At 45.2% G+C, this 14617-nt stretch carries 14 protein-coding genes and 1 pseudogene; 5 read left to right on the top strand and 10 right to left on the bottom strand.

Annotation, left to right across the window (positions count from 1 at the left end; genetic code table 11):
* The first annotated feature begins 24 nt into the window (after window positions 1–24).
* From HMPREF1548_RS12405 to HMPREF1548_RS12395, 3 genes are all read left to right on the top strand, one after another.
* The gene (locus HMPREF1548_RS12405) at window positions 25–1329 is read left to right on the top strand and encodes a type II restriction enzyme (protein WP_021636503.1); all 1305 of its coding nucleotides are present in this window, start codon (window positions 25–27) and stop codon (window positions 1327–1329) included.
* A 153-nt stretch (window positions 1330–1482) separates the two neighbouring features.
* Window positions 1483–3642, top strand: coding sequence for a hybrid sensor histidine kinase/response regulator (locus HMPREF1548_RS12400; protein ID WP_021636502.1), 2160 nt, complete (start codon window positions 1483–1485; stop codon window positions 3640–3642).
* Entirely contained in the window at window positions 3639–5540 is a 1902-nt protein-coding gene (locus HMPREF1548_RS12395) for a 5'-nucleotidase C-terminal domain-containing protein (protein WP_021636501.1), read from the top strand. Before HMPREF1548_RS12400 ends, HMPREF1548_RS12395 begins: the two co-directional genes overlap by 4 nt.
* 249 nt (window positions 5541–5789) lie before the next feature.
* Here the strand turns inward: HMPREF1548_RS12395 and HMPREF1548_RS12390 are convergent, their stop codons facing one another.
* On the bottom strand, window positions 5790–6290 hold the full coding sequence (locus HMPREF1548_RS12390) for a hypothetical protein (protein WP_021636499.1): 501 nt from the start codon (window positions 6288–6290) through the stop codon (window positions 5790–5792).
* An 18-nt stretch (window positions 6291–6308) separates the two neighbouring features.
* The gene (locus HMPREF1548_RS12385) at window positions 6309–7820 is read right to left on the bottom strand and encodes a GH25 family lysozyme (protein WP_021636498.1); all 1512 of its coding nucleotides are present in this window, start codon (window positions 7818–7820) and stop codon (window positions 6309–6311) included.
* 150 nt (window positions 7821–7970) lie between these two features.
* On the opposite strand from HMPREF1548_RS12385, the gene HMPREF1548_RS12380 reads away from it, so the two are divergent.
* Window positions 7971–8336 (top strand): hypothetical protein, encoded by a 366-nt coding sequence (locus HMPREF1548_RS12380; protein WP_021636497.1) that lies wholly within the window; start codon window positions 7971–7973, stop codon window positions 8334–8336.
* A gap of 8 nt (window positions 8337–8344) precedes the next feature.
* Here the strand turns inward: HMPREF1548_RS12380 and HMPREF1548_RS29490 are convergent, their stop codons facing one another.
* Complete coding sequence (locus HMPREF1548_RS29490) at window positions 8345–8674, bottom strand: hypothetical protein (RefSeq protein WP_157065672.1); 330 nt, start codon at window positions 8672–8674, stop codon at window positions 8345–8347.
* A 193-nt stretch (window positions 8675–8867) separates the two neighbouring features.
* Here HMPREF1548_RS29490 and HMPREF1548_RS29485 point away from each other — a divergent pair, with 193 nt between their 5' ends.
* Window positions 8868–9260, top strand: a complete 393-nt coding sequence (locus tag HMPREF1548_RS29485; RefSeq protein WP_157065671.1) for a hypothetical protein — start codon at window positions 8868–8870, stop codon at window positions 9258–9260.
* On the opposite strand, the gene HMPREF1548_RS12370 is transcribed toward HMPREF1548_RS29485, so the two are convergent.
* From HMPREF1548_RS12370 to HMPREF1548_RS29950, 7 genes and pseudogenes are all read right to left on the bottom strand, one after another.
* A complete protein-coding gene (locus HMPREF1548_RS12370) occupies window positions 9261–9935 on the bottom strand; it encodes a hypothetical protein (RefSeq protein ID WP_021636493.1) in 675 nt (224 codons plus the stop codon).
* A 16-nt stretch (window positions 9936–9951) separates the two neighbouring features.
* Window positions 9952–10254: a hypothetical protein gene (locus tag HMPREF1548_RS12365; protein WP_021636492.1), complete on the bottom strand. Its 303-nt coding sequence runs from the start codon at window positions 10252–10254 to the stop codon at window positions 9952–9954.
* A gap of 14 nt (window positions 10255–10268) precedes the next feature.
* Window positions 10269–10565 carry a hypothetical protein gene (locus tag HMPREF1548_RS12360; RefSeq protein ID WP_021636491.1) on the bottom strand — a complete coding sequence of 99 codons (297 nt, stop codon included), beginning with the start codon at window positions 10563–10565 and terminating at the stop codon, window positions 10269–10271.
* A gap of 11 nt (window positions 10566–10576) precedes the next feature.
* On the bottom strand, window positions 10577–12184 hold the full coding sequence (locus HMPREF1548_RS12355; protein ID WP_021636490.1) for a DUF5048 domain-containing protein: 1608 nt from the start codon (window positions 12182–12184) through the stop codon (window positions 10577–10579).
* Between the two features lie 3 nt (window positions 12185–12187).
* Entirely contained in the window at window positions 12188–13090 is a 903-nt protein-coding gene (locus HMPREF1548_RS12350; RefSeq protein WP_021636489.1) for a hypothetical protein, read from the bottom strand.
* A 17-nt stretch (window positions 13091–13107) separates the two neighbouring features.
* The gene (locus tag HMPREF1548_RS12345; protein ID WP_021636488.1) at window positions 13108–14256 is read right to left on the bottom strand and encodes a hypothetical protein; all 1149 of its coding nucleotides are present in this window, start codon (window positions 14254–14256) and stop codon (window positions 13108–13110) included.
* A 10-nt stretch (window positions 14257–14266) separates the two neighbouring features.
* Window positions 14267–14617, bottom strand: a pseudogene (locus HMPREF1548_RS29950) (hypothetical protein); the annotation flags it as partial.

Here is a 14617-nt window from a genome sequence, read left to right as displayed (position 1 = left end):
CAATTATAATGAGGAGTCGGAAACATGGCCGAAAGAAAAGAAGGTCTTTCCGCAAATGAAGCGTGGAAGGCGATTATTGAAAAATATCATGTTTTGGAGGAAGTCGAAAAAAACGGCTGTTTTCCTATTAAGGCCAGCCAGATTAAAGAGTTCAGAGAACCGCGGCTGATGGCAAAATGGGACAGCACGGATTCTCTGCCTGAGGTGCTGCGGAAAAATAGGATCAATATTTTGCCGGACAGCCGCAGCTCCTATGTATTAGGGGATTTTATCCTCTATCAGAAAATTCCGGAGCTTGATGAGCCGGTGACGCGGATGAAGCAGGTGGAGCTGCCGGATTATGAAACCATTGACATAAATAACATCAGCTCTGAGGCCAATGCAATCAATGTACTGATCATTTCAGGGATTCTGGATGATTTTCTGGAAACGAGCGGTAATGTTTCCACCTTTAATGGCCGGATGGGAACAGGTTGCTTTGACTTTGAGGTGGATACTTATCGGAAAATCAAAAGGAAAATCAGTGTCAATAATGCGCAGTGTGAAATTGACGGCGGTTTTGAAAACGAGGCCTCGGTGGTGATCATGGAGGCTAAAAATGTGGTCCATGAGGATTTTCATGTAAGGCAGCTGTATTATCCTTACAGGCTTTGGCGAAGCAGGGTGAAGAAGCCGATAAGACTTGTTTTTTCCGTATACTCAAATATGATTTACCGGCTGTTTGAGTATCGTTTTGCCACACCGGAGGATTATTCCTCCATAGAGCTGGTGCAGGCAAAGAATTATTCTCTGCAGGATACGAAAATCAGCAGGCAGAATCTTCTGGAGGTCCGTCGGAATACGGCTGTGAAAACCGATGACAATATGGAAGGGACCAAAATACCATTTATTCAGGCCAATTCCATGGATCGGGTGATTTCGCTGTTGGAAAATATGTATGAAAATCCCATGACAACGCAGCAGATTGCGGAGCTTATGGATTTTGACCTGCGGCAGTCGGATTATTATTTTAATGCGGGGAGATATCTTGGTTTATTTGAAAAAACCGCGGATGACGGGCAGAAGGTGGTGTCTTTGACCGCATTGGGCAACCGTATTTTCAGGCTGAATTATAAGAAGCGTCAGCTGAAGCTGGTGGAACTGATATTGGAGCATCGGATATTTGCGGATTTTTTTGACGTGATGATGGAAACGGGAGAGGTGCCGGATAAAAAGGAGATAGCTGATGAAATGAGGGCGCTGCATGTGTGCAATGAGGGGCAGGTGGCGCGGCGGGCGAGTTCGGTGGCCGGTTGGCTGAAGTGGATTGGGAATCTGATGAAGCTGTAAGCTGTCAGGGGAAAGATGCACGTGACTGGGCAGGAAGGAAGCGGAAAATGTGATAAAGTAGTCCTTTTATGATGGCTTCTTTCCATAGCAATTATCAGATAATTGTGTTAAGATTATCAAAAGAGCAGATCGCAGAAAGCGTATGATGATAAAATGAAAAAACATAGAATACGAAATATGATTGGTGCTGCATTTATTATATTAGCCTTAGCCGGCACCGTAGCGGCTATGGTATATGAGACACAGAAGACAATTTACAGGGAGAGTTCCGGGCATTTGGTGGAGATTGCGCACCAGCTGTCTGAGAGATTTTCTGACCAGTGTGAGACAAACTGGAATGTCCTGGACACCTTTATACGGGATTATTACCTGATATATGGAAGCGGTACAAAGGAGGAGTTGGTAAGTTTCCTTTCAGACTATCAACAGACCTGGGGGTATTCCCATTTGTTTTTTATAGATAAAAGCGGTTCTTTCATCTACGAGACAGGCAAAATCAGCAAGCTGCAGTTTGATAATTCCCAGAGCATCTACAGGGTCATCTCCAAAAGAGAAAATGTGGTGGCTCCGGCTACGGACTACGATGGTACGGAAATTCTTTTGTTTGCCAGGCCTGTTGAGCCTTTTGAACTGGATGGACATTTAATTGAAGGCGCAGGAATCTGCTATGAGGTCCAGTCGATGCTGGAGAACATGAATATTAACGCTTTTAAGGAGTCCTGTGATGTATACCTGCTGGATGCGGATGGGATCACAGTGGCACGCTCCATCCATGAAGACAGCATGGATGCGTATAATATAGTCAATGCAGTGGAGAAGGAGAATCCTGAACTGGAGAATCTGGAGGAGCAGCTCCTTTCGGGGAAAAACGATGGGATCATGCAGATCAAGGCAAAAGGCAAGGACGCTTACCTGAGTTACACTACTGTAGATGTTGTGGGATGGAAGCAGCTGCTCATGGTTCCGGTCGATGTGGTGAACAATGAGATGCATAATTATACCCGGATGACGGGGATGCTTGTTGCTGTGCTCATTCTGCTTGCAGCGGCAGGGATAGGCGGAATTGTTCACTTTTTTTACAGGATTAATGCAGAAAAGAAGCAGAAGGAAATTGAGTTGGAATATGAGCATAAGGCAAACGAGTCAAAGAGCCGTTTCCTTGCAAACATGTCTCATGATATCAGGACGCCTATGAATGGCGTGCTCGGTATGGCGACCCTGGCGGCGGCCAACATAGATGACAGGCAGAAGGCGTTGGAATATATTGATAAGATACAGATTTCCGGAAAGTATCTGGTGTCACTGATCAATGATATTCTGGATGTATCAAAGATCAGTAAGGGCGCTTTTGAAATTGCGGAGAAACCGATGAACATATCAGACTTTATTGAGGATATCAGAGTTGTGATCGGGCCTCTTGCGGATAACAAGAAGCAGCATTTTACAATTGAGAAGGATATCCGGAATGAATATGTGATCGGGGACAAGCTGCATCTGAACCAGATCGGCATCAATATCCTGTCCAATGCGGTGAAATTCACGCCGGAGGGAGAGGAGATCAGGCTGTCAATCGTGGAAACTCCCGGGGCGTCAGGGGAATATGCACATTATCATATGGAATTCCGGGATAATGGAATCGGAATGAAGAAGGAGTTCATAGAGCACATCTTTGAAAGCTTTACCAGGGAAAAGGATTCCACTATTGATTCTATTGAAGGAAGCGGCCTTGGAATGTTCATTGTTAAGAATCTGGTGGAACTGATGCATGGGACGATAAAAGTGGAGAGTGAGCCTGGAAAAGGCTCCTGTTTTATCGTTGATCTTGAGCTTAAGCTGGATCCGAATGGAATAAAGGCTGATAAGGAAGAGCCTGAGGACAGCACAGAAGCCATCTGCGGCAGGAAAATACTGTTGGCAGAGGATAATATAATGAACAGGGAGATTGCCGTTGAGATGCTCCAGGAAATGGGAGCTTTTGTGATTACGGCAGAAAACGGGCAGGAAGCAGTGGAAAAGTTTGCTGAGAGTCCAACGGAATATTTTGATGTTATCCTTATGGATGTCATGATGCCGGTAATGGGGGGATACGAGGCCAGCAGAAGAATACGGCGGCTGGAAAGGGCGGATGCGGAGAGTGTCCCAATCATTGCCATTACTGCGAATGCATTTCAGGAAGATATCATAGAGTCGGAGGAAGCCGGGATGAATGCCCATCTCTCAAAACCTTTGGATTTTGTGGCTTTGGGCAGACAAATCGAATTACTGACCCGCCACAAAAGAAAACTGCAAAGGGAAAAGGGGAAAAGGACATGAAACTGAAAAAAGTGTATAAAAGAGGGGCGGTCTGCTGTCTGTTCATGATATTGCTGGCACTGCTTTGCGCAGGCTGCGGTAAAAAGCCAGAGGAAGACAACGTATTTACAATTAATGCATGCAAGACCCGTTATGTTCCAAGGAGCATCCTGGATCAGGTGCGGGAGGAATATCCTGATATGGAGATCCGTGTTGAGATGTACGGCGGCTCGAATTTCACCCTGGATGTGGCGGAACGCCTCGAGCATCATGATATTCCTGACCTGTTAGTAACTACCAGAAATGACCTTCAGATGGATACATATAAGGACAGCTTCCTGGATTTATCTTCGTATGATGTGCTCAATCGGTATATAACCCAGTCAATTGATTCCATGAATATGGATGGGGAAGTTTATTTCATTCCGAATTTCACCAGTCTGACAGGGCTTGTGTATGATAAAAATGTTTTCCGGGAACACGGATGGAAGGAACCGCATAGTTATGATGAACTTGTCGCTTTATGTGAACAGGTGGAAAAAGAAGGGATACAGTGTGTGGGCGCTTCCTGGGATAAAGCCGGAACTTATTCTAATATGCTGGCCTGTACGATGGCGGCCGATTTTTATTCCACACCTGAGGGTTCGGCCTGGTTTTATAATTTTGTCAAGGGAAATGCAAAAGGGGAAGGGGTAATCGAACCTTATATTGCCAATTATATACGATGGTTCGAGGATGGTATTTTCCCTTATGGATTAAATGAGACGGGCGCGAGCCAGCGGAAACGGTTTGATAATGGGGAAATCGCCACATTTTATGGTCTGATTGGAAATTTTGAGTCTGATGAGGTACATGAGTATGGTTTGATCCCGTTTTTTACCACGGGAACGGCGGATGCCTATTATCCTACCGCAACGGCAGGGTACTTTGCATTGAATAAAGAGCTGGGTGAAAAAGGAAATGAAAAAAAGCTGGAGGTTGGACTCAGGATTCTTGATCTTTTAAGTACCGAGGAAGGTCAGAGAGGGCTTATGCGCGGAGATGCCTGTTATTCCTTTTTAAGAGGTTTTGAGGGGGATCTTACTAATATTACTGACTCCTATCAGGACGTGCTGGGACAGAATCATTTTGCGCCTATGAATATAGATATGAATACGCTGGCGGCATCTGCTGCGGAATTGAAAAATATGATGAATGGGTTGATCTCACAGGAAGAATACATAAAACGCTGTGATGAACTGAAAAAGAATGAAACGACAGAAGCGTATACAGGAGAGTATCTGTTTACTGCCAAAGAGGATTTTACTGAGGAACAGACAGTACAGTATTTTGCGGATGCACTCCGGAATTATGCCGGCACACAGATTGGCATGATTACTCCGGCGATAAATGAGCAAGGGGAGTTTAACAATCCTACGACCGGAATCGCTGCCAAATTCTATAAAGGCGATATTTACTCCTGGGCTCTGAGCCGTAATTGCATAATGGCTTTTGACGGAACGAGCGGATGGGCAAAAATGAGTACAGGGACAATCTCCGGGGAAAAGCTTTATGAGCTCCTTGAAGACGGAATGTGCTGGGAACAGATTGATAATAAGCTTAATAATGAATACTACTATGATAAGGGCGGAATGACATCCCCGTTTTATTATGAAACATCAGGTCTGGATGTGGAATTTACATCAGACCATAAAATCAAGTCAATCCGGCTTGAGGACGGCACACCGGTAGAAAAGTCCGGAAGTTATACCGTTGCCGCCCTGCATGAGAATCTCCCTGACAGTTACCTTACAGATCTGCAGATAGAGGAAGAAAAAACGATTCTGGACATTGCCACGGAATATGGTAAGACGGGAATGAAAGGGTATAAGGACAGCCTGCCGATGGAGCGGGATGTTAATAAGGTGGAAAAGAATTAGGATAGGAACACCTAAAGAGAGCGGTAAGATGAAAGCCTTAAGGCGAAATCCAGGTAATTTTATCTATAAGGTAATATCATCTGTCTGAGGACCTATGGTACAAATTACAGGTTTCAAACAGAGGATTAACGGCGAAGGTCCTTTTCGGCTGGATGCGGGATTTATTTTAACAAGATATGGAGCTGACTGATTCCGGAGGGAAAAAGTCAGTTCCTTTTTTGTGGGGTATGCAGGAAGGGGCACTGGATTTCACAGGATATCTTCTTCATATTTGATGGGGAGTTTTAGGACTTCCGGTTCAAGCTTATCGTGATAAATATCATCACCGCCGGCTTCAACATAGACTTTTCCTATTTCCTTGAAGGTTTTCAGGCCTTCCGGGGTGACGTATTTCTGCTTCGTAAATTCCATGTGGAGCCTGTAAAGTGTGGAGCGGAAGGAAGAGATGGTGCGTTCGTTATCCCTTTGAATGTGTGATTCCAACAGGGTTTTTATTTCTTTTATGTCGTTGTGTGTTTCGGTTTCGTATTGTTTTAAGGTTTCTATGTCGGATTGGTGTCTGTTAAGAGTATTTTCGAAAGAATTATTTTTATCCTCAAGGCCCTTTCTTTTCCGGTAATATTTATTCAGCAGACTTCCAAGGACGTTAAGCAGCCTGGATACGCATGAAATAATAGAAGACAGAAATAGAATGACGCCAAGGATTGTTACGTTGTCATATGTTTTTAAAGAATCTATTATGATATCCATGTTTTGGGAAAAACCTTTCTACAGAGAGATATATTTGTTTGATACGTAGCCTGTATGACCGTTGAATTCTATATAGTACCAGCGGGATACTGCATCCTGGCGGAGAATGTTAACGGTATTGTTTCGGGATAAAATAAAGCTTATGTCACCGGAAACGGGGGTATTTCTGCAGTTCAGCTTACTGCAGTTTACCACATGGCCTTTATGTGAGCGGAGGTAGCTGTAGCTGCACCATTTGTTTTCGGCGGGACTGATTTTGGCCCAGTTGTTTTGCAGGGAATAGATGTTTACTTTATCGTATTGATGCTTGAGGCCGATGATATTTCCTGCTGTGGACGGCTTGTCCCTTACATTGAGTGCGGTAGCGGTGACCTCGTTCCAGGCTGTTTCCTCAGGTTTTGAGGGAGTGAGATATTCTTTATATAAATGGTTTACGTCAATTGGGGCGGCTGAGCCGGGGATGAAGGAGGAGCCATACTGCCATATATCATAATGGTCAATGGTGGGAGGTTTTGCGGAATATCTAGCACACCAGATTTGGTAGTTTTTCAGCCGGTCAAAAATCAGCATGGTTTTGAACCAGTTGTCGGAGGCATAGACGCCGGGAATGCAGCCCAGTTCCCGGATGCGTTCACAGAATGCGACGATATTTTTTGTACGCTGTTCTTTCGTGATATTGTCGGCGCGGCCATTTTTGTTCGGATTGGAATATTCGGAATCAATGAAGATGGGGTAGGAGGCAGGGAAGGGGCGGATTTGTTCGCAAAGCCAGTCCGCCTGCTGTCGGGCTTCGGTTTCATTGATGGATTGGTCATAGATATAGAAGCCGAGATTCATGTGGTTTTTAAGGGCTTCATTTACGTGGGAGAGGAATTTTTTATCCAGGGTAAGGGCTCCGGAGCTGTAGGATCTGTAGCCGACTCGGATGATGATATCTTTGTATTTTGTGGCGGCAAGAGTGAGATTGATGGTGTTGTGATGAGATATGTCGATTAATTCACGGATGATTGCAGGGGATTGTGGGCGGGAAGCTGGTTCATATTTCTTTGCGGCGGAATAATCTATGCCGGCAAGCTCTCCGTAGTAGGTGAAAGCTTTGGAACGGGTGGTATATTTTGTTTTTACCAGGTCTTCGGCGGTTCCCTTGGCTTCTAGTATCCATGCTTCGCCGGTATCGTCAATTTCCACGATGCCGATGTGGCCGCTTCGCCAGATGAGCATTCCGTTTTGCAGGTTTTGCGGGTCTGAAACCTTGTATAGGTGCGTCATTCTGGCTTTTAGCTGGGTGCTGTTAATGTGAGGAATTCCGTAGGAATGGCATACAAAGCCGGAGCAGTCAATTCCTGTTCTGCCGATCTTGGCAAGAGCCAGTTTTTTGATGGCGGGGGTGTATATGTTGGGATACATTGCTGCCAGGGTGTTTATTTTAGACTGGGTTACTGGCTCGTATTTCAGGCCGTATATGTAGACAACGCCGGTAGTGATGAGGTGGTTGGCGTTGGTGACGGCGATGGCGGGGGTGTTGGGCATGGGAGGGGCTCCTTTCGGTGGGGGGATGAGGGAAAAGGCGGTGATTTGGGAGGAGGGGAAATTTTTGATTTAGTTTAGTAGATGAGGGAAGATGGTAGATTATGATATTCTAATTTGACCGCCTTAAATGACAGTGGCGCTATCAAAAGCATGGATGCCAGGGAGGATGGGGTATACATTACTTATGTACCCACTGTTGGTGCTGATACAGTAACAAAAAAATTGGGTAGCGGAATCTCTTTCCGATGGAAATATGCTGGTCAGCCCAATATTATACGTGGAACAACACAGCAGATATCAGAAATTGATGTATCCAATTATACTTTTGCCACTTTTGCAGTGTATACAAATTCCGCAAATCTTGATATCAATATATTAGGTAACGGTGCAACTATAAGTTCATTTAAAACCGGCACACAGAAATTAGATATAAATGAGTATACTTCTATATCAGCTAATTTTGCAGTGAAATACAACTTGCCCGCAACTATGGATATTACCATTACTTTATATTAATGCGAGCATTACTGTACAGCACATACCACAGGCCATTGATTTATTACCTGGTTTTGGCTTATAACAGATATTGAATCAGCGGTAGGAGTAGCCTTAATAACAGCCCATCCATCTGTACCTCCTGCTTCACCATACTGATTTCTGTAATTAGCATGAAGTGTTGATACTTTTTCAGATCCAGAGACATTAAGTTGCCAGGGCTTATATCCATCAGCTATACCTCTTGCCTGCCAGTATGCAATAACATATATATAGCATTCCTTTCCAGGAGTAAGGCCAGTAATAGTATTTGTGTTGGTGACAAGGTGGGGGAATACACTACCCAACGGGACCCACACTGAATCAGCACCTCTTACATACTTAATACCATTCTCTTCCTTAAAGGCTAGTCCCCCTAAATTAGAACTTTAGTAAATAGATTGATGTGATGTGTAATTAACTTAAACAATAAAATATTTTATAAAATATAGCAAAAGTAAAACATAATATTCTAATTTAGGAGCGCTGAATGACGGCGGAGCTATTAAAGGATTGGAAGTCCGGGAAGGGGATGGTGTATACATTACATACACTGATGGTGCTGATACAGTGTCAAAAAAATTAGGTAACGCAACCATAACTTTTGATATCTCCGGAAGTGGAGATAACCCTAATCACCTCCCCTCTGCAGTTTTTCAATTTTATCGCACTTCTTTTGATGGTTTTTTTAACGCAGGATATACAAAATGCAAAATTAAATTTTCTTCTATTTCTGGCACACAATCAACAGGGCGCCTTGAAATTCGAAGAAATGGAAATATATCAGTATACCATTCTGATCCTGGCCCAATTGAATTTGAACTTGCCAAAGGTGACTATATTGCTGGTTATGTCATAGCACAGAATACTTTCAGGTTTAGCGCTTCAGTAACTATGTCGTTGTAATTATTTGAAAGCAAATATGCTAACAGACCTCAGTTGTGCACCTATAGCTTTTCCGAAAGCCAAAGTATCTCCGCTCCTCGGCTTTTCAATATATATTACAATATATGTCTGTGAAGAGTCAGTGCCAATAGTTCGTTGCTCTGAATATAATGGTATCCTGGTTCCATTCCCGTTATATGTTATGCCAGCTTCAAGCCCATATCCCATGATTCCAGCTGAGGATTGAACAATAAAAGCAGATGAATAATCTTCATTGAAAGTATAACGAGTTACATTTAAATGGCTTCCATTTCCACCAGAAGCCCAAATCTGGTTGTATATATTGGCATCTGATAAGATTGTACCTTTAAAAGGGATTACTGTATCAGCACCTGCCTCATCTGTAATTATATAGCCACGTTTACCATCTGCAGTTTTTCCGTACCGAAACTTTTCACCATCTGCAGCTGATAAATTAGAATTTAATTCACTAACCAACTTAGTACTAGCCGCAATTTTCTCGCTGCTGGAATCTTTCGAGCTGGAGATGCCATCGATGGCACCTAACTTCGCCTGGGCGGTCTTTCCGTCGTCGAATTGCAGTGTATTTGCGTTCGTCCAATGGGAAACAAGCTGAAAGCCCGAGGATGTTAAAATATACTTTTTAAATTTTTTATAACCTGATACAATACTCATATTTTTGTTTCCTTTCTTAGTATTCTTTGTTCCAGAAAACCTTGCCGGCCATTTCTTCGGCGGTAGGTTCTGTGTCTGAATATACGTTAAATATTTCCTGTTTTTTAAAGGACAGCTGTTCTTCGATGGAAACCAGCTTTTGTTCCAGGAAATTGAAGAGTGAGGCGGTAAACGCCTCAAGGTGGGGATGGTTCTTTAAAAGCCTGGCAGCGCCTGCCGGATTGCCCGCTTTGAACAGCTTTTTGTGTTGGTCGGCGGTTTCTTTGCTGCGCAGCCGGGCAGAGCTGTGGGGTACAAAAATAAAATCATGTTCGTTCATTAAATCCTCCCTGTTCAGTATTCGGCAAACCATTCGGTGCCCTGACCGAAATTGCCTTCCGGTTCGGTTTCGTTTTCCGTAATCACGACGGCCTGGGTGGACGAGGCCGTCTGCCACAGCTCATAAAGGCCCTGTTCAATTTTGTTGATGCCGTTCATGTCTATAATGTACGGCTTTAAAAGCTCATGATTCTCCTCGAGCAGACGGGAAGCGGCGGCAAAATCCTCCTGGTCCATGTATTTATAATACTGGAGGACGAGGGGAGCGGCTGTGGCATCCACATCTTTGTAATTTGACAGTTGATATGACATTTTTCACCTCCTTAGAGTGGGATCTCATAATCGTACATTAACGGATGGAAACGGTACATTGTTATGGAGGTCGTCGGTACGGTGCCTCCCAGATTATGAGATATGTTTGTGATGATATAGGGATAGGGTTCGGATGTATTCTGTTTCTGCCAGGTGACTTTTTCGTAGACATCCAACCAGGGGACACAGAGTGTTGTGATGGTGACAATATCATTCCAGGAGGAGGTTTTTATATTGTCATAGATAGCCGTTTCGATGGCATTGGACACGGATGTGATGTTGTCATAGGTGTCTCCGGTTTTGACATCGGGAACAATGCCTATCTGCTGTATCGTAAAGGGATTGTCGGGTTCCACGCGGAATACCACGTTTTTGCAGTTAAACCGTTCTGCAAAATACTGCTTCGTATAGACCGGGTCCTGCGCATCGGCGGTAAGAACGCATATGGCATGGGGCTGGTATTGGCCCAGATAATAAAAACGGCCGGAGTTATCAACCTTTTTATATTGTAGGACATATGTTTCACCGGCGGTCATGGTATCTGCGGCGACAGGGTTCGTTGTATTCTCATAATAAATGGGAACCAGGGAAAGCCCGTTGATCTGAAGCTGTATTCCTTCCGCATTGTTTTTGTCTGCTGTGAAAGCGATATAATCGTTGGAAACATATTTTTCATAGTCATCCAGCTGAAGCTTGTAGGTATTGCCTGAGGTGGTGCAATTTTCGGACATCCGGTCAATCTCGTAAACGGAGCCGAGGACCTCCGTGACATTGCGGATGTTTTCAATATCATAGTCAACGGATTCCCCGCTGTCCGTGAGGATGGATTTGAGAAAATCATCGTCCAGTGCAATCGGATTATTTTCACAGGAAGGGATCATGTGGCAGCAAAAGTTATTGTATACGTCAAAATATTTCTGGAGATTGGGATACAGGCCGGTGATTTCGTTGATTTCGTCGGCAACCATGCATCCCATGTTAAATTCCAGGTCATAGGGAAGCTGGTTCCAGCCGGGGTTATTTTTCCGGTATTCTTCAAAATCCGTGTTATTGGCTTCCATGCCGAAAAATTCTCCGATATCATCAATGATGCAGTTTTCAATCCCGCCCTGCTGTTTCAGGACAAAGGTCAGCACCTCCCGCAGGATGGTGTGATTTCCTTCGTCGTCCACAGCGGGAATTTTTATCAGCGGCGTGCCGCCTACCTGTCCGTTGCGTGTCCCGTTCAGTTTGGAAAACCAGTCCGAAACGGTGAGGGAAAGGGTATTGCTGGTGCTGTTATACTGGGTATTGGAGGCGGTAATCAGATAGGTGCCGCAGGGATACCAGATGTAATCATCTTTCATGACGCTGTACATGCCGATTTCAAATTTAAAATCCAGGCCGAACCAGCTTTGGATTTTTTCCTCAATATCTGTCTGAAATTCATCCAGCGCCAGCGTAAAGTTCAGGGTCCTGCGGATGTCGGATTCTCCGCTGATTCCGTAGGTGCCCAGCTGTGAAATTCCATAGATAACATCCACAAACCGGCTGCCCTTCATGACGCTGAGGCGGTATTTATAGTCAAGGGCGCCCTGGCTGAAAAGCAGCTTGTCTTCTTCGTTTATTCTATATTTCATAAATCACCACCATTCCGGCCCGATGGGGCTTAAGCCGTTGGTATAGAGCGCTTTGGGGTCATTGACATCACCGATTTCGGCGAACTGGAAGGTGATTTTACGCAGGTCAGGATGGCTGTCCATGGTATCGGTGGGGGTTCCCACAACATCAATCATCCAGATCCGGCCGTCCTCCCATTTGAGGATTTTGGGTTTTTTATCGGTGAGGAAATCCATCATGTCCTTCCTCAGCGACAGGCTGCCGGGAAGGTCGGCAAAGCAGTCCCTTGCGTCCGTTTTCAGGAAGGCGCCGGTAGCTGTGCCCGTATCGTAGTTATAGGCGCCGTTATGGATCACCTTGGCATATTGGCTGTTTAAAAGTGTGGCAGCCTCGCCGGACGCCGTCCTGGTGATATCGCATCCGTCCAGGTTGTAAATGGTTCCGATGGCGTTGTCCTGGTTTACAACGAAAAAGCCGTTGAAATCGGAATGGACTTCCCTGATTACGCGGCTGTTTTCAATGCCGTTGCAGGTGGACGCCAGCATGAATTCGTAATCCGTGTTGCTTCGGGCATAGCGGTAAAAGTAAAACATTTTGAAATCATCAATGGTTTTGATTTCCTTGGTATGGATTGTCTTCCAGTCAATGCTGCCTTTTTCACGGCATTTGACCACCATTATGTCGGTATTCCTTAAGCTGAAGCCGGAATTCCCGGCATCCAGGCTGTCATCAAAGGGCGCGCTGAGAAGGGTATTTTCATTCCATTCATTATGCGTGCTTTCGATGGTTTCTTCGGAATTTTTGCTGGCGTATAAATGATCGAAGGTTCCGTTGGTCAGCTTGATTTCCGTGATCGGGCTGACGCTGACGGCAGGAGGATCCAGTGTATGTAACCCGCTGAAAAAAGTGGTTCCGAGAAATAGCATAGTTTGTCAGTCTCCTTTCAGATATTTTCCACCGTACTGTCGTTTTCATAATAGATGCTTAAGTCATAGCGCCCGTTTTTATAGCTGATTTCGAAAACTGCGGTGTTTTGATCCGGGTAGCCCGGGGCGGCGAGCATAAGCAGGTTGCCGGCGGTATCCACAAGCAGGCTGCCTTGTGCGTCTGCCAGTGAGGGCGTGGGGATTTCGGCGAAAATATTGTAATGCCCCAGTTTGGCACCATAGGGGATGTTTAAAATCCCGTAGTAAGCTTTCCCCAGCCGTTTTATGCGGATATCAAGATATTTGCCGGTTCCCGGACAGCGCATTTTGAAAAAAGAAGCGTCAAGGGGGACTTTCCGCGCTTTGAGAAATACCTTGAATTCATCCGTGATTTCGAAGCCGGCATTATAGGTGAGCGTGTTGTCGCTGCCGATGATCAGTTCGCTGTTTTTTATGGTATAGTTGTCGTTTTCTATTTCATAGCCGATGTCAATGACGCCGCTTTCCAGTGCAATGCTGCCGTTTTCGGGATGGTTTTTTGCCTCGAAAAGGACGTTGGCAGGCATGAGGAAATATTTAATGCTTATTTTGATATAGTCGGTTTCGATGCGAAGTCCGTGGACCGTTGTTCCTGTGGCCCTTACATAATATTCGCTTTCGTTTTTCAGGCCGTAAAAGATATGGGTCATGTCGGAAGCGTCATATTTATGTTCGGAGGAGGTGAGCAGTGTTTTATCGTAGTCGTAGAGAAGGAACTGGAAGTCCTGTAAGGCCTCCTGTTCCTTCTGGGAGTAGATAAGAGTCAGCTTTGGGTTGGCCGTGTGGAGGATGGTGTTTTTGTCCAGGGCGTCGAAACGAAATTCCGGGGTGGAGTAGCAGCAGAAAAGTACAGGCTCTGAAAAAGGGGATTCATTGCCATAGGCATCAAAAACCTTGATGCGGATTTGATAGCTTTTTCCGGGAGAAAAGGTGCCTCCCGGAAATACGTGGTCGGGCCGCATTCTGTCCTGCACGGAATCATATACGGTCTGATAGGTTTCGTTGTCCAGCACGATGGCCCGGTTGCGGACTATCTGGCTGCCTGTGTAGGAAAATTCCACAGTGTGGTTGTTGATAGGATCAAAGGTCTCGACAGGATGTATATCCGGCGTATGTAAAGTAGCCATAGTATCCTCCTTAATATTCCTGAAGCCAGTAATTATTTACTGACAGTCCGGTGGGTTCGGTTGCGCTTATTTTTTCCTTCAGTACGCCTCCTGCCAGGCTTGTGGCAATGGAAACGTTGCCGGACAGGTTGGTCGAGGCTGAGCCGGTGACATCGCCGGTCAGGGAAATGGTTCTGCTGGCGGATAATTTTTCCGCACTGGAAGCAGCGCCTCCGGCGGAAGCGGAGCCGGCATAATTGTGGGTATGGGATTTGGCGGCCGCATCCGTAATGCCGTAGCCGGAAAGCGTGGTGGGATTGGTGCCGCCGGTAACATGGCCCTGGGCGTTTACGGTTACGCTTTTATAGGTTCCGGCCGATGC

Source organism: Clostridium sp. KLE 1755 (assembly GCF_000466465.2).
In the GTDB taxonomy this organism is placed as follows: domain Bacteria; phylum Bacillota; class Clostridia; order Lachnospirales; family Lachnospiraceae; genus Eisenbergiella; species Eisenbergiella porci.
Note: the sequence above shows the minus strand (reverse complement) of the source record. Positions and strands in the feature narration are given on the sequence as shown.

Bases quoted from the DNA above. Each gene is read 5' to 3' on its own strand.
- HMPREF1548_RS12360 (WP_021636491.1), bottom strand. From the start codon at position 10,565: ATGTCATATCAACTGTCAAATTACAAAGATGTGGATGCCACAGCCGCT.
- HMPREF1548_RS12390 (WP_021636499.1), bottom strand. From the start codon at position 6,290: ATGGATATCATAATAGATTCTTTAAAAACATATGACAACGTAACAATC.
- HMPREF1548_RS12345 (WP_021636488.1), bottom strand. From the start codon at position 14,256: ATGGCTACTTTACATACGCCGGATATACATCCTGTCGAGACCTTTGAT.
- HMPREF1548_RS12395 (WP_021636501.1), top strand. From the start codon at position 3,639: ATGAAACTGAAAAAAGTGTATAAAAGAGGGGCGGTCTGCTGTCTGTTC.
- HMPREF1548_RS12405 (WP_021636503.1), top strand. From the start codon at position 25: ATGGCCGAAAGAAAAGAAGGTCTTTCCGCAAATGAAGCGTGGAAGGCG.
- HMPREF1548_RS12400 (WP_021636502.1), top strand. From the start codon at position 1,483: ATGAAAAAACATAGAATACGAAATATGATTGGTGCTGCATTTATTATA.
- HMPREF1548_RS12350 (WP_021636489.1), bottom strand. From the start codon at position 13,090: ATGCTATTTCTCGGAACCACTTTTTTCAGCGGGTTACATACACTGGAT.
- HMPREF1548_RS12385 (WP_021636498.1), bottom strand. From the start codon at position 7,820: ATGCCCAACACCCCCGCCATCGCCGTCACCAACGCCAACCACCTCATC.
- HMPREF1548_RS12370 (WP_021636493.1), bottom strand. From the start codon at position 9,935: ATGAGTATTGTATCAGGTTATAAAAAATTTAAAAAGTATATTTTAACA.
- HMPREF1548_RS12380 (WP_021636497.1), top strand. From the start codon at position 7,971: ATGGATGCCAGGGAGGATGGGGTATACATTACTTATGTACCCACTGTT.
- HMPREF1548_RS12365 (WP_021636492.1), bottom strand. From the start codon at position 10,254: ATGAACGAACATGATTTTATTTTTGTACCCCACAGCTCTGCCCGGCTG.
- HMPREF1548_RS12355 (WP_021636490.1), bottom strand. From the start codon at position 12,184: ATGAAATATAGAATAAACGAAGAAGACAAGCTGCTTTTCAGCCAGGGC.